This is a genomic window from Acinetobacter sp. CS-2, from assembly GCF_016599715.1.
Classification (GTDB): Bacteria; Pseudomonadota; Gammaproteobacteria; order Pseudomonadales; family Moraxellaceae; genus Acinetobacter.
In genome coordinates, this window is record NZ_CP067019.1 from 1,237,341 (window position 1) to 1,262,743 (window position 25,403).

The following is a 25,403-nucleotide window of genomic DNA, read 5'->3' on the forward strand; positions in this document are numbered from 1 at the left end:
GGCGATTCATGAATCGCCCTATTTTATTTTACAGGCTTAGAAATCTATTTCATTTTCACAAATGCAATCAACAGGTCATTTAATCCATACACTATAAGCCAATCATCCACTGGTGAAACAGTGGATGATGCTTGATCTTATTGTCTCTTTAATTCATTAAAGAATGGCTTTAAGACGCTGAATGGCTTGTTCACATTGTGCGATATCGGCGACCAATGCCATACGGACATGATTTTCACCCGGATTGCCTTGTTCGGTATCACGTGACAGATAACGGCCAGGCAGGACTTTAATATGGGCTTTTTCCATCAGCATTTTGGCAAAAGTTTCATCATTGTCTACTTTTAACCAGTAATAGAAACCTGCATCCGGTTTTTTCAGTGGCAGTAAATGTCCCAGTTCATTTTGAAATAATTCAAATTTGGCACGGTATAACTTACGGTTTTCTTCTACATGCACTTCATCATCCCATGCCGCGATTGACGCCAGCTGGTGCTGAACCGGCATGGCAGCACCATGATAGGTACGGTATTGTAAATATGGTTTCAGTAAAGTGGCATCACCGGCAACAAAGCCGGAACGCATACCCGGCAGGTTTGAACGCTTAGACAGGGAGTGGAACACCACACAGTTTTTGTAATCATCACGGCCGATTTCAGCACAGACTTCAAGCAAGCCTACTGGTGCCTCATCAAACCAGAGTTCTGAATAGCATTCATCTGAGGCAATGACAAAATTGTACTGGTCTGAAATTGCGATCAGTTTTTTAAATTGCTCTTTTGACAATACTGCACCAGTCGGGTTGCCTGGGGTACAGACAAATAGCAATGCAGTTTTTTCCCACACTTCTGCAGGAACCGCATCAAAATCACCCAGATAGTTATTTTCTTCTGTGCAATTAATGAAGTAAGGTTTGGCACCCGCAAGCAAGGTTGCACCTTCATAAATTTGATAGAAAGGATTTGGCATCACCACATAAGGGGTATCTTCACGGTTCACTAAAGCCTGAACAAAAGAAAAAATGGCTTCACGAGTTCCAGAAACTGGCAATACATTGCTCTCTGCACTGATGCTATTGAGCTTGAAGCGACGTGTGAGCCAGTTGGCAATGCTTTGACGTAATTCAGGTAAGCCTTTGCTGTTCGGGTAAGTCGATAAATGCTGGAAGTTGTCAATAATGGCCTGTTTTACAAACTCGGGTGCCGGATGCTTTGGCTCACCAATTGATAAGGCAATAAGGGGTAAATCTGCAGTTTGGATATCCTGAAAAAGCTTATTTAACTTTTCAAAAGGATAAGGATGCAATAATGACAAACTTGAGTTCATGAAATCGATACCGCGTAAATTTAAGTTAGTGGTGACCAGAGACTAGACTTGAGGCTTCATCCAGAGCTGACTTCAATTGGGCAGCAAAAATTTCAGCTTCTGAATCAGTCATTGGCTTACCATCTTTTTTGGTGACAAAGAAAATATCTTCTGCACGCTCACCCAAGGTAGCAATTCTAGCAGAATGAATATCTAAACCCTGCATCATAAATAAACCACCTACTTTAGCAAGTAAACCCGGATGGTCGAGCGTTGCAATTTCAACCATGTTTTGCTGTAAAGCGGCATTCAGGGTGATATCCACGGTATTTTCAATATCAAAATGGCGTAATTGGCGTGGAATACGACGTTGCATTAAGCCCGGGTATTTATCTGACTCGCTTAACGCCTTGACCAAAGCATCAATAACCGTCTGTTCACGCTCAGGGTCGGTCAGCAAGGTACCAAAACGATCTAACACCACATAGGTGTCCAGACTAAAGGCCGTTGATGCGGTGATAATCCGTGCATCCTGAACGTCCAGATTCATCCGGTCCAAAATGGCAACGGTGGTGGCAAATAGATTCGGTTGATCCTGAGTGTAAATAAAGATCTGTACCGCATCTTGTGCCGACTGGCGATGGGCACGCATCAAGACCAGAGGTTCGGTGTTGTTGCCATGCTGCAATATGGCACGGGTATGCCAGGCAATTTCATCGGCTGATTCTTTAATAAAATATTCATCGCCCAGTTCTTGCCAGACTTTTTCGACATTGGCCAGAGAGAAGTCATTGACCAATAATTCACTGGCAGCAAATTTGGTGTCTTCAATCAGCATTTGATAATCCACCGGATGTCCAAGACCGGTACGAATCACATCCCGTGCATGGGTATAAAGCTGACGCATTAAGGAAGCACGCCAGGTATTCCAGAGTTTGGGATTGGTCGCGTTAATATCTGCAACAGTTAAGGTATACAGATAATCCAGATGCTCCATATCACCGAGTTTTTCAGCAAAATCTTGAACTACATCCGGATCGGAAATATCTTTTTTCTGTGCAGTCATCGACATCAGTAAATGACTTTGAATCAGCCAGGCCACCAGATTGCATTCACGTTCGGTAAAGCCATGTTTCCGGCAGAATGCAATCGCATCTTCTGCACCCAGTTCACTATGGTCACCGCCACGGCCTTTGGCAATGTCATGGAACAAGGCCGCCAGATAAACAATGTCGCGACGGCGAAGGCGTTGGAACACTGAACTGACCACCGGGAAATCTTTGGCAAATTCAGGTTCTTTAAAGCGGTTTAAATTACGCAGCAATAACAGGGTATGGGCATCTACGGTATAGATGTGGAACAGGTCATATTGCATCAGCCCCATAATTTGCCCAAAGGCCGGAATATAATTGCCGAGCACGCCATAACGTTTCATCGCCACCAGCGTATCATACAGGCGATGCGGTGAACGGATGATCGCCATAAACAGGGCTTGGTGTTCGGGATTATCGCGATAATCTTGATTAATGCGTTTGGCTGCAAGGGTGAGCAGACGTAAAGTGCGGGCACGGATGCCTTCAATTTCAGGGCGATTTGCCAATAAATAGAAGATTTCCAGGATTGCACTGGGACGTTCCGAGAAAATTTTATGATGCTGTACCGCTAGTTTGCCATCGACCAGTTTGAAATTTTCGTTAATTTCTTCAATTTTACGTTCGTAGTTGGGCAAACGTGGGGTAATCACAGATTCATTAAAGTAAGCCAGCAGCATTTCATTTAAGGTGGATACCTGCTGTGCGCTACGATAATAACGCTTCATGAATTGTTCAATCGGATAATTCGGCGATTTATCTTCTTCACGTGTATAGCCAAACAGGGCCGCAATATCACGCTGATAATCGAACAATAAGCGGTTTTCATCGCGTTTGGTGAGGCGGTGCAGATGATGACGGATTTCCCATAAAAAGCTTTCAGCTTCTTCTAGCACACCCAGTTCGAACTCTGAAATAAAGCCTAAATGCACTAGGTCATAAATACGGTTGACCCGGAAGTGACGTTTGGCAATCCAGCCAATCTGGTTGATATCGCGGATGCCTCCCGGCGCATTTTTAATGTCCGGTTCCAGATTGCTTTCTGTATTGTTGTGCTGAGCATAGCGCTTTGCCTGCTCATCCATTTTGGCATCAAAAAAGGTTTTATCGGTCCAGGTTTGCGAAACAATACGGCGTGGCCATTTGGCCAAATGCCGGTTACCACTAATTAAACGCGATTCAATCAGCGCAGTCGCGACGGTCAAATCATTGGTGGCCTGTTCCACACATTCGTAAATGGTGCGTACACTAATACCGGGTTTGAAATTACCGACATCCCAAAGCGAGGAGATAAAAGTAGAAATCAGTTTTTCCTGCTCGGCAGTAATATCATTTTCCGATAAAATCATGATATCGACATCGGAATAAGGCAGCATTTCCCGACGGCCATAACCACCCACGGCAAACAGGCCCAGATCGGTCTGGTCAAGTTCAGCATGTCTCCAGAGAAACTCCAGGGCTTCATCAATCAAATGGGAGCGGGCCAGGATAATTTCCCGGATGGACTGTCCATTTTCAAAACTTTCCTGAAGCTGATTTTCAACATCGGTGCGCCATTGATTGATCGCCTGAATGTCATGGTTACTTTTAACGTAATTCAGCAGTGGAGAAGTATTGATCATGAACAGTGGTCCGTTAATAAGGTTACAAGTTTAGTTTTGTTGAACACTGACTTGAGACGCAGTCTCTAGTGCAAGTTTACGTGCCTGATCTGTTGTTTCAGCACGTGCAGTTGCGACCCCCATACGACGACGTTTAAAACCTTCGGGTTTACCAAAAAGGCGTAAATCGGTGTTTGGGTTGGCTAAAGCAAGATTTAAGCCAGAAAAAGACAAATTGCGATCATCAACGCCTGCATAAATGACGGCACTGGCTGCAACACTATGACGAGATGTATTTACCGGCAGACCTAAAATGGCACGTGCATGTAATTCAAATTCGCTCTGGAATTGCGATGCAAGGGTAACAAGCCCTGTGTCATGCGGACGTGGAGATACTTCACTAAACCATACTTTATCGCCTTTGACAAACAGTTCCACGCCGAAAATACCGCAGCCGCCTAAAGCAGCCGTGACTTTATGTGCAATGCGCTTAGCTTCTTCTAAAGCCACTGGAGTCATGGCCTGAGGTTGCCAGCTTTCGACATAATCGCCAGAGTCCTGACGGTGTCCAATCGCGTCGCAGTATTGGGTTTCGATTTCACCTGTTTCAGCATTTTTGGCACGAACTGTGAGCAAGGTAATTTCAAAGTCAAAATCGATTTGTGATTCCACAATCACTTTACCCTGATTGACCCGGCCACCGGTTTGCGCATATTCCCAGGCCTCATCGACTTCATCAAAGTTCTTAACTCGTGATTGTCCCTTGCCGGAAGAAGACATTACCGGTTTAACAAAGTTGGGATAGCCAATGTCATCACAGGCTGCACGGAATGATTCAATCGAGTCGGCAAAACGGTAAGCTGAGCTCGGCAAGCCCAGTTCTTCTGCTGCCAGACGGCGAATGCCTTCGCGGTTCATGGTCAGGTTGACGGCTTTTGCTGAAGGAATCACGGTGGCAATATTTTGTTGTTCGATTTCAACCAGAACCTGAGTTGCGATGGCTTCAATTTCGGGCACAATCAGATTGGGTTTGATTTTTTCAATCAGTTGTTTGAGTTCTTCGGCATCTGCCATATTCAAGGTATAAGCATAATGTGCAACTTGCATGGCAGGAGCATGGTCATAACGGTCTGCTGCATGAACTTCTACACCTAAACGTTGCAGAGAAATCACCACTTCTTTACCAAGCTCTCCTGAACCTAATAACAAAACTTTAAAGGCAGAAGCTTGAAGGGGAGTACCAATAGTCACGCTCATGTAAATCATCCATGCTTGATTTTATGGACTTTTAGCATAGCAGAACTGATTGGTGAATTAAGCCCGGATTCACATAAAATAATGATATTGTCCAACAATTTTATTTATAAAGTGATCTCTAGCCTTAATTTTAACTCCCGCTAAGTCGCCCCTTTAAAAAGAGGAGACTTTTAAAACACTTAGAAGGAAACGGGCAGATAAGTGTAAATCAAACCATAGGTCAAGGCGGCGGTTAAAGTCGCCGGGACAATCTTCTTAAACTTAAAATAGAGCCCGGTTAAGGTCAGGAAACCTACAAGCATGGCGAAGCTTTTATTGGGGCTTTCCATCAAGGGGGGGAGAGTTGCCACCACCAGCATGGAACTGATCGCGGCAATGCCAATACTGCCTAAAGCTATTCTGATCCAGACTGAGCCACGCTTTTGAGAATTTTGCTGATGTTTTTGAATGACATAAAACGGACCAAAACGCGAAGCAAAATTGGCAATGCCGACAATGATCCCGACCAGAATAATTTCAAGATTCATGGGCTTCTCCCAATGCATCATCATGCTGTTTTAAAACATAGTGTTTAAATAGGCCAGCCAAAATACCGGATAAGATGCCAATAAAAATGGCTGCTGACAAATTAATGAAATAGCAGGCAATCGCGGAAACAATTAAACAGACCGTGACAATAAAGGTATGTTTCTTTTCAAAGGCAGCGAGCAGGAAGCTGAGGAATAAGGCTGGCAGCAAGAAATCCAGCGCGGCTTGTAAAAACTGCGGTAAGGCACTGACCTGGTCGGCAAACAATCCACCCAGGAAAGAACCTAAAGCCCAGGACATCCAGCTAAACAGGCTCAAGCCCAGCATCCAGGACTCTGACCATTCCTGACGGCGTTGTGACAGTTTAATCATGCCCGAGGCAAACACTTCATCGGTCAGGCCCCAAGCCCAGACGGCAGTTTTCTTTAAATTCAGCTTGTCCTGAATCAGGTTTTGCAAGGCCGGACCGTAAAGTACATGACGAATATCTAAAGCAATCACAGTGAGGGCAGTCATCCATATAGATGTACCACTACCCAGTAAAGCCACGACCAGAAACTGGCTGGCACCGGCATACATGGAGCAGGATAGAAATAGTGCTTCCCAAGAGCTAAAACCGAACTGGCTGGCCGAAACACCAAAAGCAAATGAAACAGGAAGATAAGTAAAAATAATGGCTTGGCTGTCTTTAGCACCTTGCCAAAAGCCGGCAGCTTGAACTGGAGGGATTTTGTGCTCAGACACGACACACCTTTGCGGGAGAGTTGAACAACAGGTCAAATGATGATTGAGTATTGTACTCGAATTCACTAGCATAGTGCCGAATTGTTTATCTAAGCGAGCCTGATATGAGGATGTTGAAGACGCGTGGAATGCTGATTGTTTCTTTATTATGCAGTAGTGTTTTGCTACAGGCTTGTGGAAATGACAGCAATAATGCTGAAAAACCTGAAATTAAGCCGGCACCCAAGCTGACCAATGATGCCACCACTTATGCCAACGAAGCCTGGAAATTCATTAATCAGGTGGATGGTTTGGTCTATGCCAAAAAACTGGATGTATTGGAAGAACAGGTCCGTAAACCTGCACGCAAGCTCAGCACGGATTGGCGCATTAATGTCAAAATGACTGATTCTGTGACTGAAGGTAAATATGCACTCTGCCGTAAAGCCTTGACTAGTCTGGAAATCTGGGCGCGTGAGACGATGGATCAATCTAGCTCAGTGGCCCAGAAACAGGCCGATTACGAACGTGATAAACAGCAATGTAAGGATGCGATTGAGCATCCACAGCTGGGCAATACCGATCCGAAAAAGGTTGGGGTTTAAAAAAATCAAAACGGGGCAAAGGCCTCGTTTTTTTATGCCTTAAATGTCATGGTATTTCCTTTTTTGTTATAGTTTTGAAGAATGATTAAGAGAATAAAACGATAATCTGATAAATATATAAAATTATCTTAAAGTGATAAAATATGTATAATAATTTGTGTTTTTATGATGAAAAATTCAATTTAATTCTAAATATATTTAACTTTAGTAACGATCAGGAGTAATAATGATGTTAAATAAAGTGTTTTTATATATAAGTATAGCTGTTGTTCTAAGCGCTTTGAGTAGTGTTGCCACAGCTGCAGAGCCGCTACAAGCCATCCAGTCATCATCGGACAATGAATATGAAGTTGCGCCATGCACCAATGGTTTTGATGATGTCAATGTGTGCCAATTACGTTCATAAGCACGATGTGTAAAATAAATCCATCATCAGGCAAGTTATTCACCTGTCATGCTTGGCCATAAAATGGCTTATGCTGCAACGGTATACATCTCTGAATTATTTTCATAGTTTAAAATTTCATTCATCTTCCGATTTAAGTATTGGGAAAGGCATGCGCGATGCGATGCAGTTCCGCTACATCCAAAATTTCAATTTTCTTAAAAGATACGCACAAAATATTTTGCTGTTCCAACGCTTGTAGTTCCTGATTGATGGTTTGTCGGGAGCAGGTCAGCATTTGTGCCAGTTGTTCCTGGGATAAATGAATGACATTGTTTTCAATACTTAAATGATTGCCATAGCCATTTAAAATAAACATCAGGCGTTGTGCCAAACGCTGGCTGATGCTTTGCGTTTGAATGGAAATCAGTTCTAAAAAAGCAAAGCGCAATTTTTGACTGGTCAGTTGCGCAATGTGATACCAAAAAACTGGATGTTGTTGCAGCAGGGATTGTAGTGCGGTACTCGGTATATGCAGGAGCAGGCTTTTTTGCGTTGCAATCGCATCGTGCGAACGGGGCTGGGCATCCACCAGCGAGATTTCGCCAAACCACATAACCGGTTCAACAATGGCAGCCACCGATTCCTTGCCATGAATGTCAATATAACCTAGGCGAACCGCACCTTCTAAAACGGCATAGATCCCATTAAATATATCTCCTGAACGGAAGATGCTTTGTTCCTTGTCAAAACGCTGCTGCACAGCACAGTTCACAATAAAATCCTTAAATACCGCAGGCAATTGTGCAAACCAGATATTCTGCTCTAAATGTTTAATATAAATGGGTTCGAGCATTTTTATTCCTTTTTAATCTGAGTTGTCGGCTAGCTGACAACTTGCCCTGATATTTTTTTATATAGTGAAATGAAAATATAAGTCTAACAAGGAAGACGGTCATGACCAAATTAGAACAATTACTGAGCCAGTATGCCGCCTATCATCTGGACCAGAAAAATATTTATACCCATTTTGTGGGTATTCCATTGATTGTATTTTCAATCATGTGCCTGACTGCACGTGCCGGTGTGGTCACTTCAGGTGTCGAGCTGACGCTGGCTTTAGGATTACTATTGGCAAGTACAGTGTATTATCTCAGTCTGGACCGCATCTTTGGCCTGATCATGTTGCTTATCTACACGCTTGCTTATCCATCTGCTTATAGGATTGCGCAGCTGGATATGACTGTCTGGTTAAGCATGAGCATTGGCATTTTTGTGGTGGGATGGGTATTCCAGTTTGTGGGCCATTTTTATGAAAAGAAAAAACCGGCTTTTATGGATGATGTGATTGGTCTGGCGATCGGCCCTTTATTTGTCCTGGCTGAAATGGTGTTTATGTTCGGGTTTCGAAAAGGGCTGGAGCAACGCATGCTGGCAGAAGCACGCAAGCAACGTGCTGCAATGGATGCCAAGACCGTGAATCTGAACTGAAAAAGCTCGAAATAAAAAAAGCCAGCATCATGCTGGCTTTTTAAGCTGTTTTGAAACGTCAGAATGGCTTAAACGTTAAAACGGAAGTGCAGCACGTCACCGTCCTGAACCACGTAAGTCTTACCTTCCAAACGCCATTTACCGGCTTCTTTCGCGCCAGCTTCGCCGTTGTATTGTACGAAGTCATCATAAGCAATACATTCAGCGCGGATAAAGCCTTTTTCGAAGTCGGTATGAATCACACCGGCAGCTTGAGGTGCAGTTGCCCCGACTTTAACGGTCCAGGCACGAACTTCCTGTACGCCAGCAGTAAAGTAAGTCTGTAAGCCAAGCAAGCTGTAACCAGCACGAATCACAATGTTCAGACCTGGTTCTTCCATGCCCATTGCTTCTAAAAATTCAGCGCGGTCTTCATCTTCAAGCAATGAAATTTCAGCTTCAATCTGGTTGCACAGCGGAACCACAATGGCATTTTCTTCAGCAGCCAATTTTTTAACCGCTTCCAGATGCGGGTTGTTTTCAAAACCATCTTCAGCCACGTTGGCAATATACATGGTTGGTTTTAAAGTCATTAAACCGAAACCACGTACCAGTTTGCGTTCATCATCATCCAGATTGGCTGCACGTGCAGGTTTACCTTCATCTAGTAACGGTAAAATTTTGTCCAGAACGGCTTTAGTGGCAACAGCATCTTTGTCGCCACCTTTTGCAGATTTAGCCAAACGCGTAACCGCTTTGGTCACAGTTTCCAGATCAGCCAGTGCAAGTTCGGTATTGATGGTTGCAATATCATCCAGCGGGTCAATTTTTCCGTTTACATGAATCACATTTTCATCTTCAAAACAGCGAACCACGTGTGCAATGGCATCTGTTTCACGGATGTTGGCCAGGAACTGGTTACCCAAACCTTCACCTTTAGATGCACCTGCAACCAGACCGGCAATATCCACAAATTCCATCGTGGTTGGAAGCACGCGTTGTGGTTTAACGATTTCCGCAAGTTTGTCCATGCGCAGGTCAGGTACAGGAACAATACCGGTGTTTGGTTCGATGGTACAGAACGGGAAATTTTCTGCAGCAATAGCAGCTTTAGTCAATGCATTGAAAAGTGTAGATTTACCAACGTTCGGCAAGCCGACAATACCGCAATTAAAACCCATGAAATGACTCACAACGTGTTATTTAAAAATTGCCGCTGATTTTACATGAAAGCCATGACAAAGTCAGGTCATGGCTGGATGCTTTGTTGAAAACTCATAAAATGGATAGGGATTTAAATTTTGCGTTTATCCAGTTGGCTGGAGATGGAATCGCCCGTGGCCTGAACCAGCATGACCAGAATCACCAGCACGACAATCACGGCAAGCATAATCTGCATATCAAAACGCTGATAACCATATCGGTAGGCAATATCGCCTAAACCACCTGCGCCAATGGCACCAGCAATCGCCGATGAGTTGATCATGGTCACCAAAGTCACGGTAAAGCCTGCCACAATCCCGGGCAGCGCTTCAGGTAGCAGCACATGCCAGATGATCTGCTTGCGGTTACAGCCAATCGCTTGGGCGGCTTCAATCAGACCCTGATCGACCTCGCGTAAACTGACTTCTGCAATGCGGGCAAAGAAAGGTGTGGCTGCCAAGGTTAAAGGCACTACCGCAGCCCAGACCCCATAACTGGTGCCGACAATCCAGCGGGTCAATGGAATGAGTGCTACCATTAAAATTAAAAACGGTACTGAACGGGTAATGTTAACTACCCAGCCTAAAGCGTGATTGACGCTTTTGGAAGGATAGATGCCATGTTCGGCAGTACTGACTAAAATGACAGCGATAGGCAAGCCAATGATAAAGGCAACCAGGGCGGATACCCCCACCATCAATAAGGTGTCAATGGTGCCGCTAAGTAATAAATCAATGAGCTGGTCGTGCATAGCCAATGACCTCAATCTGTGCAATGTACTGTTTTAATTTCTGCTGGAGTAGTGTGGTATCTACATGTAGATCGGGAATTGCCACAATAAAACTGCCAACCAGATGGTTCTGGATGCTATCGATATGACTTTGATAGAGATGAACCGATGTTTCAAATTGCTCGAAAATCACTTTCAAATCTGGTGAATGCTGAACACTGGAGGCATAACGTAGTTTTAAAATGCTATGTGAACTGTCGGCAATAATCTCTGGCGTTAGCGAAAAAGGTAATTCCAGCTGTTCCAGATTCAGAAGTTCCTGGGTAATGTTTTGCTGTGGATTAGAAAAGACTGACCACACTTCACCCGCTTCAACAATTTCACCATGTTCAATCACCACCACCTGATCGCAAATTTCACGAATGACCTGCATTTCATGAGTAATCAGCACAATGGTGATGCCGAGTTTCTGATTGATTTCCTTGAGCAGAGACAGCACCACAGAAGTACTTTCCGGGTCCAAGGCCGAGGTGGCTTCGTCACAGAGCAAAATTTCCGGATGATTAACCAGCGCCCGGGCAATCCCGACGCGCTGCTTTTGTCCGCCCGATAACTGGGACGGATAGTTGTGTGCCTTGTCACTCAAACCGACCAGTTGCAGGACTTCATTGACCCGAGCTTCAATCTCGCCTTTGTTATAGTTGGCGACTTTTAGCGGTAGGGCAACATTTTCCCATACGGTCTTGGCTGACATTAAATTAAAGTGCTGGAAGATCATGCCAATGCGCTGACGCAACCGGATCAGTTCAGCATGTTTCAGTTCCGCCAGATCCTGCTGGTGAATGTGAATATGTCCTTCGCTAATCTGCTCCAGACCATTTAACGTACGCAGCAATGAAGATTTGCCTGCGCCACTTTTACCGATAATGCCGAAAATCTTGCCTTCAGGAATATCCAGGTTGATGTTCTTCAAAGCATGTACAGATTGTCCTTGTACTTGATAATATTTGTTCAGGTTTCTGATCTTGATATGGGGAACAGAGAAGTCCACCTGTGAACCAAAACTCACCATCTTATTCTCCTTATTTCCAGCCTTCAAACCACATGCCCGTACCAAAATCCCGGTCTAAAATTGTTTTTACTTTTGTAGAATTCTGGAAAGCTTTGACAAAGGTTTCGAGTTTTTTATCGTGATCGACATAATCTTTTCGGGTCACAAAAAGAATGGCATATTTCTTATCCACCGGATCTAAAAACAAGGCACTGTGAGAATCGGCTTTTTTCGCCATATTTAAATAATGAGGAAAACCAAAAATCAAATCTGCATCGTCATAGGCAAGAGCCGTTTGCGGACCTTCTACTTCTAAAAATTTAAGTTGTTTTGGATTGGCCACAATATCTTGCAGGGTTGACAGCTCATTATGGATATCTTTGATTTGAATCAAACCAGCACGATGCAGCAAAATCAATGCACGAGCCGAGTTTACAGGATCACTAGGAATCACCACACGTGCATTTTGTGGCAAGGCATCTAAGGATTTATATTGCTTGGAATACAAACCGACATGGCTGCCACTGCCTATGCCAAAAGCATGTAGGTCATAATGGGTTTTTTTAATCACATTCTTTAAAAACACGCTTTGCTGGAAAAAGTTGGCATCAATATCGCCATTTTGTACCGCAACATTCGGAGCCTGCCAGTCTGAAAATTCAACCAGCTTGACATGAATACCGTCTTTCTCTACTTCTTTTGCAACTGTTTGTAATAGTTCAGCATAAGGTGGGCTAATACCAATCGTCAGGACATTATCCTGTTGCGGGTTTTGCACATAACGATAGGTCATTAATCCTGCAATGATGACAACGACAGTGAGACCAATCAGCAGTTTTTTAAGATTCAGTTTGGAAATTTTAGACATGATTTAAATCCTTATTTCCAGCCCGGGAACCAGAGTTTGGCACCAAAATCGGCGTCCAACGCCTCTTTCACTTTTGGCGAGTTTTGATAGATCTCGACAAATTTTTTCAGCTTGTCGTTTTTATCTTGGTAATCCTCACGCACGGCAAACAGGATGGCATAACGGTTGTCCTTGTTAGAGTCAAATAACAGCGCCTGTTCGGGATCAGCGGTTTTGGCTAAACGCAAGTAGTGCGGATAACCAAAAGCCAGGTCGGCCTCATCAATTGCACGTGCGGTTTGTGGACCTTCGACTTCAACAAACTGCAAGTTTTTCGGATTGCTTGCGATGTCTTTCAGGTTAGACAGATGGTTTTTAGGGTCTTTCAGGGTGATCAGTTTTGCCTGTTGCAATAAAAGTAGAGCACGGCCTTGGTTGACAGGGTCGTTTGGAACCACAACTTTCGCGCCATCTTTTAACTCATCAAAGCTTTTAATTTTTTTGGAATACAAACCCACATGCGTGGCTGCACCTTTGGCAAAGGCTTTGATCTTAAAGTCGGTTTCTTTTTTTGCATTGTCTAAAAAGGGTTGATGCTGGAAGAAGTTGGCATCAATATCGCCGTGATTCAGGGTAATGTTGGGGGTATTCCAGTCGGAAAATTCAACCAGTTTCACATTCAGGCCTTGCTGTTTGGCCTCGACTGCTGCCACCTGTAAAGGCTTGGCAAATGAAGGACTAATACCAATCACCAGTTCATCAGAAGCTGATTTCTTTTGTTGATTCCAGACCACCAGTCCGATAATCACGGCGGCAATAATCACCCCGATAATGGTCAGTTTGGTTTTTGCTGTTTGTGCCATGTTGCACCTCAAAATTTATGCGGATTGTTTTTGCTTTAAGTTGGAATTCGAAGTTGAGGCGGAGCTTGGACATCGAAATTGCTGAACTGGGTGTGAGGTCGACAGTCGATCGCCTTGATTAAACAGTTTGTGTCTTAAACTGCCATGTTCGTAGGCTGTTTTATAACGGCCGCGCTGCTGTAATTCAGGAATCACCAGACGGATAAAGTCATGGTGTGACTCAGGGGCAACGGTGCGGGTCAGGTTAAAGCCATCAATACCGGTTTCATCGATCAGCTGAATCAGTTTTTCAGTCACAGTGGCACCACTCCCGACAATCAGGGGATAACGGCCACCCAGCACATGCTGGGCTTTTAAATCATTTTTGCTGATGCGCTGTTCTTTAAATTTATTGTTGACTGACGCAATGCTGTTGGTCTTTTGATAAGGAATCGCTTCATCATCGGCAAATTTGGACAGGTCAATGCCGACAGAACTGGAGAAATGTGCCAGACCTGCTTCAGGACTGGCATAAGAGCGATATTCATCCAGTTTTTGCTGTGCCAGTTCATCGGTTTCCGCAGTCACCACGGTAATGCCGACAAAGATTTTAATATCTTCAGGATGACGTCCTTGATCGGTAGCTTGCTGCCGAATCTGATCGACCTGCTTTTTGATTTTTGCAGGCTGATCACCGCCAATAAACATGCCTTCCGCATGCTGGGTGGCAAAGGCCATTCCACGCGGTGAAGCACCGGCCTGAAATAACACCGGTGTGCGCTGAATGGAGGGGGAAACCTGAAATACGCCTTGGCTTTGGTAAAATTGGCCCTGATGATTGACCTGATGTACTTTGGTAGGATCGGTAAATATCCGGTTTTTCTTGTCTTTTACAACGGCATCATCTTCCCAGGAACCTTCCCAGAATTTATAGCAAAGTTGTACAAACTCTTCGGCTTGCTCATAGCGCAGGTCATGGTCTTTTAAGCCTTTTTCACCAATTAATCGCTGTGCGCTGTCCAGATACCCAGTGACAATATTCCAGCCAATACGGCCCTGGGTCAGATGATCCAGACTGGCAAAACGTCGCGCAAATTGATAAGGCGATTCATAACTTAAATTGACGGTAATACCGAATCCAAGGTTTTTCGTCACCGCTGCCATGGCAGAAACCAGAGTGCTGGGGTCATGACTCGGCAACTGAATTGATTCTTTTAACGTCAGGTCGATATTGTTTTGATAGACATCATACACCCCGGTAATGTCGGCAATAAATAGGCCGTCAAACAGGCCTTGTTCCAGGGTTTGGGCTAAATCTGTCCAGTAGCTCAGCTCATTAAAACGCTGCGACTCATCACGCGGATGGGCCCATAATCCGTGATTGATATGGCCGACACAGTTCATATCAAAAGCATTTAACAAGATTTTTTTTGGTATAGATTGTGATGCCATTGTCATTACAATGTCCCCCGACGCGGTGGCAATACGCCATTTAAAATATGATTGGCAATGAAATAATATTTCCAGCGCGAAGCATCATGCAGCGTGTGCACGCGGGCATTGCGCCAGAAGCGGTCCAGACCATCTTCGCGCTGGCTACCACGGCTACCGGCCAGTTCAATCAGTTTTGAAGAGGCTTTGAGTGCAGTTTCGGTACTGTGTGCACGTACTTTGGCCACATCTAACGATGCTTTGGCGATATTTTCTGCGGTCGGTGCAGGTCTGGCGGCATCAATTGAACGGGCGGCCTGTTTCAGTAAAACTTCAGAGGCACGCACATCGGCTACAATCCGTCCCAGTTCGAACTTTGTCAGTGGGTCATCTGTGGCTTGATCTACGCCAGAATCAATCCACGGACGGGCCTGACGCACACGGTTTAAAGTTTCTTCAAAGGCGGCACGGGCAATTCCGGTTTCAATAGAGGCATGCAGCAATTGCGCAAATGGACCCGAGATGGTTGGCTCTGAATAGGCAATATCAAATGGCACCACATCTTCAGCCAGCACTTGCACATTATTGAATTTCACTGTGCCGCTGCCTGTGGTACGTTGCCCGAAACCACTCCAGTCATCGATTAAAGTCAAACCTTGGCTATTACGCGGAACAAAAGCCAGGAACTGCTGATCCTGTTCATTGACCACCAGTGTGGGAATGCGATGGGCAAATAAACTGCCGGTGCAATAAAACTTTTCACCATTAATCACATAGCCCTGATCAGTTTTGCGTATCGCGGTTTGGCGTTGTGCAGCGGTTTTGGTTTTAAACTCGGCAAGGGCATTGCCAAAGCGGGCACCTTTTAACACTTCAGCATAGAGTTTCTGTTTTTGCTGTTCGGTGCCGCTATTACGCAGAATCTCCAATCCATAAAAATGGTTTTGCGGAATCTGTCCAATGGAACCATCTACACCACTCATCAGTGCAATCACTTGCGCTACGGTATAGCTAGAGACCTCTGCACCACCATACTGTTTTGGGACGGTAATGGCCCAGAGTCCAGACTGACTATAAGCTTCAATTTCTGCAAAAGGCAGAATGCGCTCGGCATCGCGCTGAATGGCTCCAGCTTTGAACTGTTCCGCTAGATTGCGTGCAATTTCCAGCGCTTCTGCATCGGATTGAATAATATGTGCATGCGCCAATTGCTCTGAATTAAATGAAATAATATTTTGATATGAAGTCATGAGCGATGTCCTTAAATCCAGGCGTGGCGGGCAGGGAGTGTGTGATTGAGGTAATAATCCCCAAGCGCATGTAGCTTCCAGCGCACCGGATCATGCAAGGTATGCACACGGGCATTGCGCCAGTGCTGGTCCAGGTTGTGCTGACTCAGGCTGGAACGGCTACCGCCAAGTTCCAGTAATTTTTCAGAAATGTGCAGTGCAGCATCATTGGCATAAATCTTCGCTTCAGCGACTAAAATAGAGGCTTTGGCCGCCTGTTCATCAGTGACTGATTGCAGCTGATCCAGTTCATCCAGATATTCAGCTGCTTCATCAAGCAGCAAAATGGCAGCATCCAATAGCACCGCAGACTTGCCGACTTCCTGCAAGGTATAGTGTTCAAAGCTGGCTTTTTCCACTTGTGCATCGACAATCGGGCGTGCTTTATGCACCGCCGTCACGGTATCAGCAAAGGCCGCTTCAGCAATACCGACATCAATGGCAACTTGTAATAACTGTGAATACGCGCCGCGGTAATTGGGCTGACTGGAAAGCAGGCGTTCATCAAAAATTAGCAGTGGATCAACTTCAACATGCTCAAGTCTGACTGTGCCACTTGAAGTGGTGCGCTGTCCAAAACCATTCCAGTTATCAATCACATTCACGCCTTCAGCCTGAGCATTGACGATAGTCAGTACTACATAACCTTCGGGATGAATAGCTTTAATCGCGAGCCAGTGAGCAAAACTGCTGCCCGTTGAATAGAATTTTTCGCCATCGACAAAATAACGCCCATTTTCAAAAGTTAATGTGGTTGCCAGGGTTTTGGTATCTTTGGTATTACGTTCCGGCCCACCATTGGCTAAGCGTTTACCTTGTAAAATTTCTTGATAAATAAACTGTTTTTGCTGCTCTGTACCCATCATTTGGATCATATTCAGCAGCGCAATCTGATTTTGTGGGATTTGTCCTACACTGGAATCGGCCTTATTCAGAATGCGGAATACATGTGCCAATGTTTTATTGGAAACGAAAGCACCACCAAATTGCTTTGGAATACGAATACCACCTAAGCCTTTCTGGCTGAACAGATCAATTTCAGCAAAAGGCAATAAACGCTGTTGATCACGTTCATTGCGACCTTCCAAAGCAAAATCTGCGACATGATACGCAGCATGAATAGCTTCAAGATCGTTTTCAATTACATGAACATTTTCAGAAATTAAACGAGACATAATGACACCTTAAATCGATATCAGAACGCTACAAGTAATTGAGTTCAAAATTAAGCAATTGCTTTTGCAAAGCTTATGAAAAATCCTGTTTAAGATAAAAACTGCAAGATTTTTATTTATTTTGCATATATTAAGTGTTTAAAAAACAACATGATTTGAATTTTTTTAAACATTTATTTTTTGAAGTTTATGGGTTTATATCTGCTTTAAAGATAATCAAGACAAAAAAATGTATAAAAATAAAAAACGTATGACTGTTAGCACCAAGATGATATTTTGGATAAAAAGCGCATTGTAATTCCCGGATAGGGTGACTAAAGTATCCGACTGAATTAGATGGTTTTGACTTGGCAGAACTAAAAAAATAAAAGCGGAGTTTTTATGCGAATTTTATACCAGTTTCCTTTATCTCATTTTTGTGAAAAAGCGCGCTGGTTGCTCGATCATAAAGAATTGGATTATATCGCACAAAATTTGGTGCCCGGTGTACATCGTGCTTTTGCACAGCTAAAAACAGGGCAAAATAAATTGCCTATTTTACGTGATCAAGATCTTTGGATTGCCGACTCAACTGAAATAGCCTTATATCTGGATGAGGTATATCCGGAACACTCTTTATTGCGTGCCGATCCACAACAACGTCACTTGGCTTTGGAAATCAATGGGCTTGCCAACGAACTGGGCAGACATGTGCGCCGTTGGGGGCTTGCCCATACCTTGTCGGAAAGTGAAGAATCCTTAGATATTTTAATTGGTGAAAAGGGATATCTACGCCAGTTTGAAAAATATTCCAAACCCCTTATCAAAGCCTTACTTTCCAAAGGCTATCAACTAAATGCAGACAAGGTGGCCGAATCTAAACAGCAGATGGATAGCATCATCCAGAATTTAAATGCAAGATTGATAGAGAATCATGGGCGTTATTTTGTCGGTGAACGTCTTGGCCTTGCTGATATTGCGGTCTGTTCGATGCTTGCACCTATTCTGGAAATTCCCGGGACACCTTGGGAAAAAGAACAGGGCGAAACTTTATCTGAAGAATTTCGACAGTATAAAGAACATTTAATGGCATTACCCTTGGGACAATATGTGCTGCGTATCTATCACACTGAACGGAATGCACGGGTCGATTGGCGTGGAGTTTAAAAGCCAGCGATAATAATACGCACTCTATAGCGCGTATTATTGCAAATCAAATGACTGTATTTTTTTGTTTTGGTCGAACATCTTCCTTTTAATCTATTTCTATTCAAATATAAAAGATGAGTGATGATCCGGAGCAGGACACTTGACTGAATGAGTGTTAAATTCGATATAAGTCTTTAATATATAATTAAAATTAACATTGAGTGTTTTTTATTTTTGAGTGGCTCAGGGTACTTTAAGTAGGCGTCAAGATCTTTCTTTATGAGCTGGAAGGCTTATGGAAAATATTTTCATAATCTTAAAATTTTGTGAAAAATAAATAATTGCTATATCACAAAGCTAATGTAATATTTTGCGTAGCTATCGATTATTGAAAAGAGTACAAAATGGAACTAGATCGTTTTGATAAACAGATTCTTGAAATATTGAGTCATGAAGATGTCAACTTAAATGAGCTTTCGGAACGTATTAATCTGTCTGTGAGTTCGGTTCATCGGCGCATCAAGCATCTGATTGAAGCCAATATCATGACCCATTTAAAGCGTGATATTAACTATGCCAAGCTGGGTTTCAGTTTACATGTGCTCTTGCAGGTGTCTTTAAATAAACATGATACGGATACTTTTGCCAAGTTTTTAGAAGAACTGGAAAGCATTCCTGAAGTCATTAAGGCTTTTTTAGTGACCGGGCAATCCGCCGACTTTATTGTCGAAGTGGTGGCTAAAGATATGGAAAATTATAGTGAAATTCTGTTAAAACGCATCGGTAAAATTGAGCATGTGGTTGCATTACATTCCAGTTTTGTGATTAAGGAATACAAGGTATTGAATTGTAGTGGCTTACTGAACCGGGTTTGAAATTATAGTTTAGGTAGCAGTTTTATATAAAAATGCCTTTAAAGCACATAAAAAAACGCACCATCAGGTGCGTTTTTTTATGTGGAAAAAGAATTAATCATCTAATTGAGCTAACACTTCTTCTGTGAATTCAACGTTGGTATAAACGTTTTGAACATCATCCAGATCTTCAAACATATCAATCATTTTGACGATTTTTTTCGCTTGATCGATATCTGAAATTAAGGCTTTAGTTGAAGGGTTCATCACAACTTCAGCATTGTCAGATTTAAGACCGGCAGCGGCTAAAGCATCTTGAACTGTACCAAAACTTTCCGGAGTGGTAATGACCAAGATTTCATCTTCATCAACTTCAATATCTTCAGCACCTGCTTCTAAAGCCACATCCATGATTTGATCTTCTAAAGAAACATCTTCAAAAGTAATCTCACCGCGTTTAGTAAACATATAAGCAACTGAGCCAGCAGTACCTAAGTTACCATCAGTTTTAGAGAAACAGTGACGAACATCAGGCACAGTACGGTTTAAGTTATCAGTCATTGTTTCAATAATAACTGCAACACCTCCTACACCATAACCTTCATAAGTGATTTCTTTTAAATCGGCATTTTCTTCACCGCCAACACCGCGCTGGATTGCACGGTTGATGGTATCACGTGTCATATTTGCGACTAATGCTTTTTCAACGACAGCACGTAAACGTGGGTTAGACGCAACATCACCGCCGCCTAAACGGGCAGCTGTAACAATTTCACGAATGAATTTTGTGAATACTTTAGCGCGGCTCGCATCTTGTTTTGCTTTACGATGCTTAGTATTAGCCCACTTGGAATGACCCGCCATGCGAAATATGCTCCTTGTAGATTGGCCTTATGCCTATCAGATTATGCAAATTCTACCATAAGCCCTTTTTTCTTAGAAAGAGCTAGATTTTGAGTTTTTAAACAAATAGCAACTAGTTTTTAGGTTCAGGGATCACAATATCCAGTCCAACTTTTTCTCTGTAAAGCTGTTTTAACAAAGCCAGGTCGTGATTAATTTCTGTTGGATAAATCTTGCCTAAAATACCACCTTCTTTGGTTTGCGAATTGGCATACATTAAAACAATAGGTACACCAGCGGCTTTGGCAATATACCAAAAACCTGTACGGATGGGCTTTCTAGATTCACCCGTTTTGGCACGGGTCGCTTCAGGTGCAATCACCAGATTGAATTTTTCATTCTGCTGAAAATGCTCAACCATAAGTGAAACAATATCCTGATTTGCTTTTCGATCAACAGAAATTCCCCCAATAGCTTCTAATAAAGGCTTCATGGGACCTTTAAATAATTCTTTTTTAATCAGGGTATGAATTTTTATATCATAAATCTGGAATAGTGCCAGTGAAAGCACGGCATCCATCATGGATGTATGTTCAAATCCAACAATAACCTGCTTATCTTCAAGTACATCTGGTTCAACATGATATTTCCATCCTGCAAGTTTAAATGCAGATTCACCGATAAATTTTTTTAACATGAATGTAGGGGATATTTGACTATATGAAAGTTGGCTAATTTCTGCCTGTTCTTGTATGTAGTCAAGTGTTAATGAATTAAAAATAACCAAATGGATACGCATTATATGATGGATGAAATATGTGTATTAATTGCTTTTATATATTAAATCTTAAGCTTAAAGATTTAATATGTATCAAGTTATATAAAATAAGACTAAATAGTGACTATTCAGATGAAAAAATACCTATTAGACTTTTGTCGAAGATAAAATTTTTTAAACACAGGGCGCGATGTGGCCTAGGTTTAATGAGGATTGAAAAGAATGATGTATGTTTCGACTTTTCTATTAGCATTTTGTTTGTTTATGCTGGTTGTTGTATGGTCTTTAATCGAAATTCGCATTGAAGAGCAAAAAGAACGCAGTCTTTAGCAGTGATTTGCAGTCGAAGCTGGAAAAATCTTTATAGTTGGATTTTAAAAAATATTTCTTCCCAATCTAAATAAAAATTAAAGTAATACTTTTTAGGTATAAGATTTTCATCTTTTTCACATGATTTGAATTTCAAAAACGTGAGTGGATGAGGATTTAATTTTTGCATTTTTAAAAAATTATAGTCCACAATCATTCATTTAAAAGGTGTTGAATATTTAAAATTGTGTATTAATCATTCTGTTTTTTAAGTTTTACTCTTCTTAATTTATAGGAGTGAAATATTAGCTCTCATTTGAATCTTTCAAACACTTACTATAAAGGTTTTTAGCTATAAAACTTACAATCTGTTCACAGGAGGGTGGGGTGGAGTCTAAGGAAAAATAATCCTCCTTTAAAATATGCTCAGTAATTGTTGTGTTACTGTGCAAGTGAAAGTAAAAGTGCTTGTTTTTTGAAAAAATCTTCGTTAGTATTGCCTCGCTTGAACTTGTTGATATATAACAAATTCAGCTTATCAGGGCCTATAGCTCAGTTGGTTAGAGCAGCGGACTCATAATCCGTTGGTCGACAGTTCAAGTCTGTCTGGGCCCACCAAATAAATCAAGCACTTAAGAGTAATTCTCTTGAGTGCTTTTTTAATTCTAAATCCTATGTAAGCAATCAAAAATAAATGGTGTAAGCAGGGTAGGCAATAAAAAAGTCTCATTAAGAAGCTTTTATTTCTTAGATAGTCAAAAATTACATATTCATATTATAGTCTTTATTTTTAATAACCTATTGTTTTATATTGCTTTATTAAGGTTTTTCTAGAAACTAAAATTATTGATTGATTAAAATTTCTTGCCTTTGAGGATAGTCTCGTCTCTTTAGCACTTAAGTGAATTTTATTTTGTAATTTTCTTAAAAATTAGAGTTAAGTTATTTGAATTATCATAAAAATATGTTAATAAATAACCGTGATCTTTTTTTGATCACTTTGGTGTTTCAGGATGAAATATCAGATTATAGAAGCTGAACTTAAAAAATAAACAATGATGGAGTTTAGAAAATGCTTCAATTACTTATGAAATTATTTTGCTTACATGTGTATGAGTATGAGCATATGGAAGAGATCGGAGAACATAAAGAATGCAGAAAGTGTGGCATCAATAAACCGCTTTAAATGAAACTATGGGGATCATTACAAAGTGAGCTTCGGGCTCACTTTTTAGTTCTTAGAAACAATTGAAAAAAAGATTAAACTACCAATTTAGACCTATTTGAAATTGTAGTTATGAGCATTGATTTTACTGCAGATACTTATATTGTCACTGATCAATTAGCAGACACTTTGGTTTGGTTAAGTCATCATCAGGATTGTTTTGATTCGTTCAGTTATGACACTTTTACTCAGGAGTTGGTGGTTTACCATGCCAATGGAGCAGATATCATTCGTCGGGGAAATTATTTAAATACACGTTATGGCATGTTAATTACCTCGGGTTAAATAAAAAAAGCCCTAAAAGGGCTTTTTTAGAATTTGCTCAGTTTAACTAGCCATTGCATCTACAGAGAGTTCTTTGACTGTTGGTTTGGCTTTTTCTGCGATTAAACCTAACTTGTTAAATAACTGTCTGTCCTTACCTTCACCGGCATTCGGTGTGGTCAAGAGTTTCTCACCTGAGAAAAGCGAGTTGGCACCTGCCATAAAAGCCAGTGCCTGATCAGAATCGGACAAAGACTCTCGCCCTGCAGACAGGCGAATATAGCTTTTAGGCATAATAATCCGGGCAACTGCAATGGTACGAATCCATTCAGTCACATCTAGTTTTTCCACATCAGCCAGTGGCGTACCTTCAATTGGCACTAGCATATTGATGGGTACTGATTCAGGATGAATCGCTAAAGTCGCTAACTCATGCAATAAACCAATACGGTCCTGGCTGCTTTCACCCAAACCGACAATTCCGCCACTACACACTTTCATGCCAGCTTGACGGACAAAATCCAGAGTATTTAAGCGGTCATCAAAGGTACGGGTACTGATCACATTGGAATAATATTCACGTGAGGTATCTAGATTGTGGTTGTAATAGTCTAGCCCTGCATCTTTTAAACGTTCTGCCTGCGATTGGTTGAGCATGCCTAAAGTCATGCAGGTTTCCAGACCCAAGGATTTTACTTCCCGTACCATTTCCAGTACATAAGGCATATCGCGTTCATGCGGATTACGCCATGCTGCACCCATGCAGAAACGAGATGAACCAGAAGCAAGCGCTTCTTTGGCTTCCTGAATCACTTTATCCACGGCAATACGTTTTTCGGCTTCAAGTTTCGAATCATAATGCGCCGATTGTGAACAATACTTACAGTCTTCCGGGCATTTACCTGTTTTGATTGAAAGCAGGGTACTGACCTGAATGGTATTTGCAGGAAAGTATTCACGATGAATGCGCTGTGCTTCAAAAACCAGATCTAAAAAAGGTCGGTTATATAAATCCTGAATTTCTTCTCGTGTCCAGTCATTACGTACATTCATTGGTGAAATTCCATAAATATCTTCATTATTACTTTTATCATACATAATTTATGCCAAATCCAAAGGCATAAACGACCAAATTTAATAGCATCTAACGATTGATTTTTAAAGTTTATGGTTATTGTAAGATTGTATATTTAGTTGCAAATTGAAGCTGTTTACTATAAATATCACTGCAAAGTTTTTTTATTATTTTTATAATTTTGTCCTGATCTGGAGTTTATGTTTTTTATTAAGGCAAAACTTTGTCAGTATCTTGAAATTAAAAAACTGGAGTAACGGCTGTTAATTTTGGCTCAGTATGGAACTGGATTTGGCCAGCTGTTCTTGAATTGCCCAGTCAATATGGACTTGCACAATCTCATCATGCTGGTCGCGAGTTTGCTTTAAAGTTTCCATAATTTCTGTGGAAAATGGCGCATTGCCCAAACCAATGGCAATATTACGCATAAAGCTTTGGTAACCGGTGCGCCGTAGTGGACTACCTTCGGTATGGGCTAAAAAAGTCTGTTCATCCCAATGCCATAAGTCCAGTAAACTCACCTGATCTAAACCATGTCGCGGATTAAAATCTTCAATTGTGGCTTTCTTGGCAAAACTGTTCCAGGGACAAATCAGCTGGCAATCATCACAGCCAAATACACGGTTACCAATCCCACGGCGCAATTCTTCAGGAATGATGCCTTGATATTCAATGGTCAAATAGGCAATACATTTACGTGCATCCAGCATATAGGGTTCAACAATCGCCTGGGTTGGACAAATATCAATACACGCTGTACAAGAACCGCAGTGCTTGCTGCTTGGACCATCAAAGGGCAAATCCAGCGATGTAAATAGCTCGCCCAGGACAAAAAAAGAACCTGATTTTTTATGGATCAGTAAGGTATGTTTTCCGGTCCAGCCCATGCCGGCATTTTCAGCCAAAGATTTTTCAAATATTGGAGCAGAATCAGCAAAGGGACGGGATTCAAAATCTCCCACTTTTTCCCGAATTTTGCTGGCCAGGGTTTTGAGACGGCCACGCATGGTTTTGTGGTAATCACGGCCACGTGCGTAACGTGCAATGATGGCGGCATTTGGTTCATCCGGGACATAACGTGGTTTGGGTGTTTCTACCAAGTAGTTCATCCGGACACAGATAATGCTTTTGGTCCCCGGCACCAGTAAAGTCGGATCGGCCCGTTTTTCCAGATTTTCTTCCAGAAATTTCATGTCGCCGTGATAGCCACGTTTCAAATATTCTTGAAAACGTGGCAATTCTTCTTGAGCATCCGGTTTGGCAATGACACAATCACTAAAGCCTAATTGCAATGCCTGGGCTTTAATCCACGCTTTCAGCGCTTCAGGATCGGTTTGATCTAAAGGAATTTTTTGTGATGCTGTGGAAGAAGCCATAATGATATAAAAAAGGAA

24 protein-coding genes and 1 tRNA gene are annotated in these 25,403 nt (G+C 42.2%); 7 read left to right on the forward strand and 18 right to left on the reverse strand.

What is annotated here, in order from left to right; translation table 11 throughout:
• Positions 1 to 156: 156 nt before the first annotated feature.
• From dapC to JFY49_RS06090, 5 genes are all read right to left on the reverse strand, one after another.
• Entirely contained in the window at positions 157 to 1,326 is a 1,170-nt protein-coding gene (dapC, locus tag JFY49_RS06070; protein ID WP_200224473.1) for a succinyldiaminopimelate transaminase, read from the reverse strand.
• Positions 1,327 to 1,351: 25 nt separating this feature from the next.
• Positions 1,352 to 4,018, reverse strand: a complete 2,667-nt coding sequence (gene glnD, locus JFY49_RS06075; RefSeq protein WP_180043521.1) for a [protein-PII] uridylyltransferase — start codon at positions 4,016 to 4,018, stop codon at positions 1,352 to 1,354.
• A gap of 30 nt (positions 4,019 to 4,048) precedes the next feature.
• Positions 4,049 to 5,263, reverse strand: coding sequence for a formate-dependent phosphoribosylglycinamide formyltransferase (purT, locus tag JFY49_RS06080; RefSeq protein ID WP_180043519.1), 1,215 nt, complete (start codon positions 5,261 to 5,263; stop codon positions 4,049 to 4,051).
• A gap of 170 nt (positions 5,264 to 5,433) precedes the next feature.
• Positions 5,434 to 5,781, reverse strand: a complete 348-nt coding sequence (gene ygaH, locus JFY49_RS06085) for an L-valine transporter subunit YgaH (RefSeq protein WP_180043517.1) — start codon at positions 5,779 to 5,781, stop codon at positions 5,434 to 5,436.
• On the reverse strand, positions 5,771 to 6,526 hold the full coding sequence (locus JFY49_RS06090) for an AzlC family ABC transporter permease (RefSeq protein ID WP_086195040.1): 756 nt from the start codon (positions 6,524 to 6,526) through the stop codon (positions 5,771 to 5,773). The genes ygaH and JFY49_RS06090 overlap by 11 nt, the downstream gene beginning before the upstream one ends.
• Positions 6,527 to 6,630: 104 nt before the next feature.
• Here JFY49_RS06090 and JFY49_RS06095 point away from each other — a divergent pair, with 104 nt between their 5' ends.
• On the forward strand, positions 6,631 to 7,110 hold the full coding sequence (locus JFY49_RS06095; protein ID WP_200224475.1) for a hypothetical protein: 480 nt from the start codon (positions 6,631 to 6,633) through the stop codon (positions 7,108 to 7,110).
• A 226-nt stretch (positions 7,111 to 7,336) separates the two neighbouring features.
• Positions 7,337 to 7,516, forward strand: coding sequence for a hypothetical protein (locus JFY49_RS06100; RefSeq protein WP_200224477.1), 180 nt, complete (start codon positions 7,337 to 7,339; stop codon positions 7,514 to 7,516).
• A 133-nt stretch (positions 7,517 to 7,649) separates the two neighbouring features.
• Here JFY49_RS06100 and JFY49_RS06105 read toward each other — a convergent pair whose 3' ends face one another.
• Positions 7,650 to 8,351, reverse strand: coding sequence for a Crp/Fnr family transcriptional regulator (locus JFY49_RS06105; RefSeq protein WP_180043513.1), 702 nt, complete (start codon positions 8,349 to 8,351; stop codon positions 7,650 to 7,652).
• Between the two features lie 101 nt (positions 8,352 to 8,452).
• On the opposite strand from JFY49_RS06105, the gene JFY49_RS06110 reads away from it, so the two are divergent.
• Entirely contained in the window at positions 8,453 to 8,986 is a 534-nt protein-coding gene (locus tag JFY49_RS06110) for a DUF962 domain-containing protein (RefSeq protein ID WP_200224479.1), read from the forward strand.
• Between the two features lie 68 nt (positions 8,987 to 9,054).
• On the opposite strand, the gene ychF is transcribed toward JFY49_RS06110, so the two are convergent.
• The 8 genes from ychF to JFY49_RS06150 all read right to left on the reverse strand — a co-directional run bounded on the left by ychF (position 9,055) and on the right by JFY49_RS06150 (position 17,533).
• On the reverse strand, positions 9,055 to 10,146 hold the full coding sequence (gene ychF / locus JFY49_RS06115; protein ID WP_086195044.1) for a redox-regulated ATPase YchF: 1,092 nt from the start codon (positions 10,144 to 10,146) through the stop codon (positions 9,055 to 9,057).
• Positions 10,147 to 10,259: 113 nt separating this feature from the next.
• Positions 10,260 to 10,919, reverse strand: coding sequence for a methionine ABC transporter permease (locus JFY49_RS06120; RefSeq protein ID WP_180043509.1), 660 nt, complete (start codon positions 10,917 to 10,919; stop codon positions 10,260 to 10,262).
• Positions 10,900 to 11,970: a methionine ABC transporter ATP-binding protein gene (locus tag JFY49_RS06125; protein ID WP_200224482.1), complete on the reverse strand. Its 1,071-nt coding sequence runs from the start codon at positions 11,968 to 11,970 to the stop codon at positions 10,900 to 10,902. The genes JFY49_RS06120 and JFY49_RS06125 overlap by 20 nt, the downstream gene beginning before the upstream one ends.
• Before the next feature lie 10 nt (positions 11,971 to 11,980).
• A complete protein-coding gene (locus JFY49_RS06130; protein ID WP_200224484.1) occupies positions 11,981 to 12,817 on the reverse strand; it encodes a MetQ/NlpA family ABC transporter substrate-binding protein in 837 nt (278 codons plus the stop codon).
• An 11-nt stretch (positions 12,818 to 12,828) separates the two neighbouring features.
• Complete coding sequence (locus JFY49_RS06135; protein ID WP_200224486.1) at positions 12,829 to 13,659, reverse strand: MetQ/NlpA family ABC transporter substrate-binding protein; 831 nt, start codon at positions 13,657 to 13,659, stop codon at positions 12,829 to 12,831.
• A 15-nt stretch (positions 13,660 to 13,674) separates the two neighbouring features.
• On the reverse strand, positions 13,675 to 15,096 hold the full coding sequence (locus JFY49_RS06140) for an LLM class flavin-dependent oxidoreductase (RefSeq protein WP_200224488.1): 1,422 nt from the start codon (positions 15,094 to 15,096) through the stop codon (positions 13,675 to 13,677).
• Complete coding sequence (locus JFY49_RS06145) at positions 15,096 to 16,319, reverse strand: SfnB family sulfur acquisition oxidoreductase (protein WP_200224490.1); 1,224 nt, start codon at positions 16,317 to 16,319, stop codon at positions 15,096 to 15,098. The genes JFY49_RS06140 and JFY49_RS06145 overlap by 1 nt, the downstream gene beginning before the upstream one ends.
• A gap of 11 nt (positions 16,320 to 16,330) precedes the next feature.
• Complete coding sequence (locus JFY49_RS06150; protein WP_200224492.1) at positions 16,331 to 17,533, reverse strand: SfnB family sulfur acquisition oxidoreductase; 1,203 nt, start codon at positions 17,531 to 17,533, stop codon at positions 16,331 to 16,333.
• Positions 17,534 to 17,914: 381 nt separating this feature from the next.
• Here JFY49_RS06150 and JFY49_RS06155 point away from each other — a divergent pair, with 381 nt between their 5' ends.
• Together JFY49_RS06155 and JFY49_RS06160 are read left to right on the forward strand one after the other, a co-directional pair.
• Positions 17,915 to 18,679 (forward strand): glutathione S-transferase family protein, encoded by a 765-nt coding sequence (locus tag JFY49_RS06155; protein WP_200224494.1) that lies wholly within the window; start codon positions 17,915 to 17,917, stop codon positions 18,677 to 18,679.
• A 386-nt stretch (positions 18,680 to 19,065) separates the two neighbouring features.
• On the forward strand, positions 19,066 to 19,536 hold the full coding sequence (locus tag JFY49_RS06160) for an Lrp/AsnC family transcriptional regulator (protein WP_086195053.1): 471 nt from the start codon (positions 19,066 to 19,068) through the stop codon (positions 19,534 to 19,536).
• A gap of 93 nt (positions 19,537 to 19,629) precedes the next feature.
• Here JFY49_RS06160 and JFY49_RS06165 read toward each other — a convergent pair whose 3' ends face one another.
• Together JFY49_RS06165 and JFY49_RS06170 are read right to left on the reverse strand one after the other, a co-directional pair.
• A complete protein-coding gene (locus tag JFY49_RS06165) occupies positions 19,630 to 20,379 on the reverse strand; it encodes a YebC/PmpR family DNA-binding transcriptional regulator (RefSeq protein WP_086195054.1) in 750 nt (249 codons plus the stop codon).
• A 112-nt stretch (positions 20,380 to 20,491) separates the two neighbouring features.
• Positions 20,492 to 21,055, reverse strand: coding sequence for a 1-acyl-sn-glycerol-3-phosphate acyltransferase (locus JFY49_RS06170; protein WP_086195139.1), 564 nt, complete (start codon positions 21,053 to 21,055; stop codon positions 20,492 to 20,494).
• A 931-nt stretch (positions 21,056 to 21,986) separates the two neighbouring features.
• Between JFY49_RS06170 and JFY49_RS06175 the strand changes: the two genes are divergently transcribed.
• Positions 21,987 to 22,063: transfer RNA gene (locus JFY49_RS06175), tRNA-Ile, on the forward strand.
• A gap of 679 nt (positions 22,064 to 22,742) precedes the next feature.
• Complete coding sequence (locus tag JFY49_RS06180; protein ID WP_200224497.1) at positions 22,743 to 22,955, forward strand: hypothetical protein; 213 nt, start codon at positions 22,743 to 22,745, stop codon at positions 22,953 to 22,955.
• A gap of 42 nt (positions 22,956 to 22,997) precedes the next feature.
• Here JFY49_RS06180 and bioB read toward each other — a convergent pair whose 3' ends face one another.
• Positions 22,998 to 23,987, reverse strand: coding sequence for a biotin synthase BioB (gene bioB, locus JFY49_RS06185; RefSeq protein ID WP_180043122.1), 990 nt, complete (start codon positions 23,985 to 23,987; stop codon positions 22,998 to 23,000).
• A 285-nt stretch (positions 23,988 to 24,272) separates the two neighbouring features.
• Positions 24,273 to 25,385 (reverse strand): tRNA epoxyqueuosine(34) reductase QueG, encoded by a 1,113-nt coding sequence (gene queG / locus JFY49_RS06190; protein ID WP_200224498.1) that lies wholly within the window; start codon positions 25,383 to 25,385, stop codon positions 24,273 to 24,275.
• Between the last annotated feature and the right edge of the window lie 18 nt (positions 25,386 to 25,403).

Excerpts from the sequence above, each read along its gene's own strand:
- JFY49_RS06095 (WP_200224475.1), top strand. The coding sequence starts at position 6,631 with ATGAGGATGTTGAAGACGCGTGGAATGCTGATTGTTTCTTTATTATGC.
- JFY49_RS06160 (WP_086195053.1), top strand. The coding sequence starts at position 19,066 with ATGGAACTAGATCGTTTTGATAAACAGATTCTTGAAATATTGAGTCAT.
- ygaH (WP_180043517.1), bottom strand. The coding sequence starts at position 5,781 with ATGAATCTTGAAATTATTCTGGTCGGGATCATTGTCGGCATTGCCAAT.
- JFY49_RS06150 (WP_200224492.1), bottom strand. The coding sequence starts at position 17,533 with ATGTCTCGTTTAATTTCTGAAAATGTTCATGTAATTGAAAACGATCTT.
- bioB (WP_180043122.1), bottom strand. The coding sequence starts at position 23,987 with ATGAATGTACGTAATGACTGGACACGAGAAGAAATTCAGGATTTATAT.
- dapC (WP_200224473.1), bottom strand. The coding sequence starts at position 1,326 with ATGAACTCAAGTTTGTCATTATTGCATCCTTATCCTTTTGAAAAGTTA.
- JFY49_RS06165 (WP_086195054.1), bottom strand. The coding sequence starts at position 20,379 with ATGGCGGGTCATTCCAAGTGGGCTAATACTAAGCATCGTAAAGCAAAA.
- JFY49_RS06155 (WP_200224494.1), top strand. The coding sequence starts at position 17,915 with ATGCGAATTTTATACCAGTTTCCTTTATCTCATTTTTGTGAAAAAGCG.
- JFY49_RS06180 (WP_200224497.1), top strand. The coding sequence starts at position 22,743 with ATGAGCATTGATTTTACTGCAGATACTTATATTGTCACTGATCAATTA.
- JFY49_RS06105 (WP_180043513.1), bottom strand. The coding sequence starts at position 8,351 with ATGCTCGAACCCATTTATATTAAACATTTAGAGCAGAATATCTGGTTT.
- purT (WP_180043519.1), bottom strand. The coding sequence starts at position 5,263 with ATGATTTACATGAGCGTGACTATTGGTACTCCCCTTCAAGCTTCTGCC.
- queG (WP_200224498.1), bottom strand. The coding sequence starts at position 25,385 with ATGGCTTCTTCCACAGCATCACAAAAAATTCCTTTAGATCAAACCGAT.
- JFY49_RS06125 (WP_200224482.1), bottom strand. The coding sequence starts at position 11,970 with ATGGTGAGTTTTGGTTCACAGGTGGACTTCTCTGTTCCCCATATCAAG.
- JFY49_RS06110 (WP_200224479.1), top strand. The coding sequence starts at position 8,453 with ATGACCAAATTAGAACAATTACTGAGCCAGTATGCCGCCTATCATCTG.
- ychF (WP_086195044.1), bottom strand. The coding sequence starts at position 10,146 with ATGGGTTTTAATTGCGGTATTGTCGGCTTGCCGAACGTTGGTAAATCT.
- JFY49_RS06140 (WP_200224488.1), bottom strand. The coding sequence starts at position 15,096 with ATGACAATGGCATCACAATCTATACCAAAAAAAATCTTGTTAAATGCT.
- JFY49_RS06145 (WP_200224490.1), bottom strand. The coding sequence starts at position 16,319 with ATGACTTCATATCAAAATATTATTTCATTTAATTCAGAGCAATTGGCG.
- JFY49_RS06170 (WP_086195139.1), bottom strand. The coding sequence starts at position 21,055 with ATGTTAAAAAAATTTATCGGTGAATCTGCATTTAAACTTGCAGGATGG.
- JFY49_RS06100 (WP_200224477.1), top strand. The coding sequence starts at position 7,337 with ATGATGTTAAATAAAGTGTTTTTATATATAAGTATAGCTGTTGTTCTA.
- JFY49_RS06130 (WP_200224484.1), bottom strand. The coding sequence starts at position 12,817 with ATGTCTAAAATTTCCAAACTGAATCTTAAAAAACTGCTGATTGGTCTC.
- JFY49_RS06120 (WP_180043509.1), bottom strand. The coding sequence starts at position 10,919 with ATGCACGACCAGCTCATTGATTTATTACTTAGCGGCACCATTGACACC.
- glnD (WP_180043521.1), bottom strand. The coding sequence starts at position 4,018 with ATGATCAATACTTCTCCACTGCTGAATTACGTTAAAAGTAACCATGAC.
- JFY49_RS06135 (WP_200224486.1), bottom strand. The coding sequence starts at position 13,659 with ATGGCACAAACAGCAAAAACCAAACTGACCATTATCGGGGTGATTATT.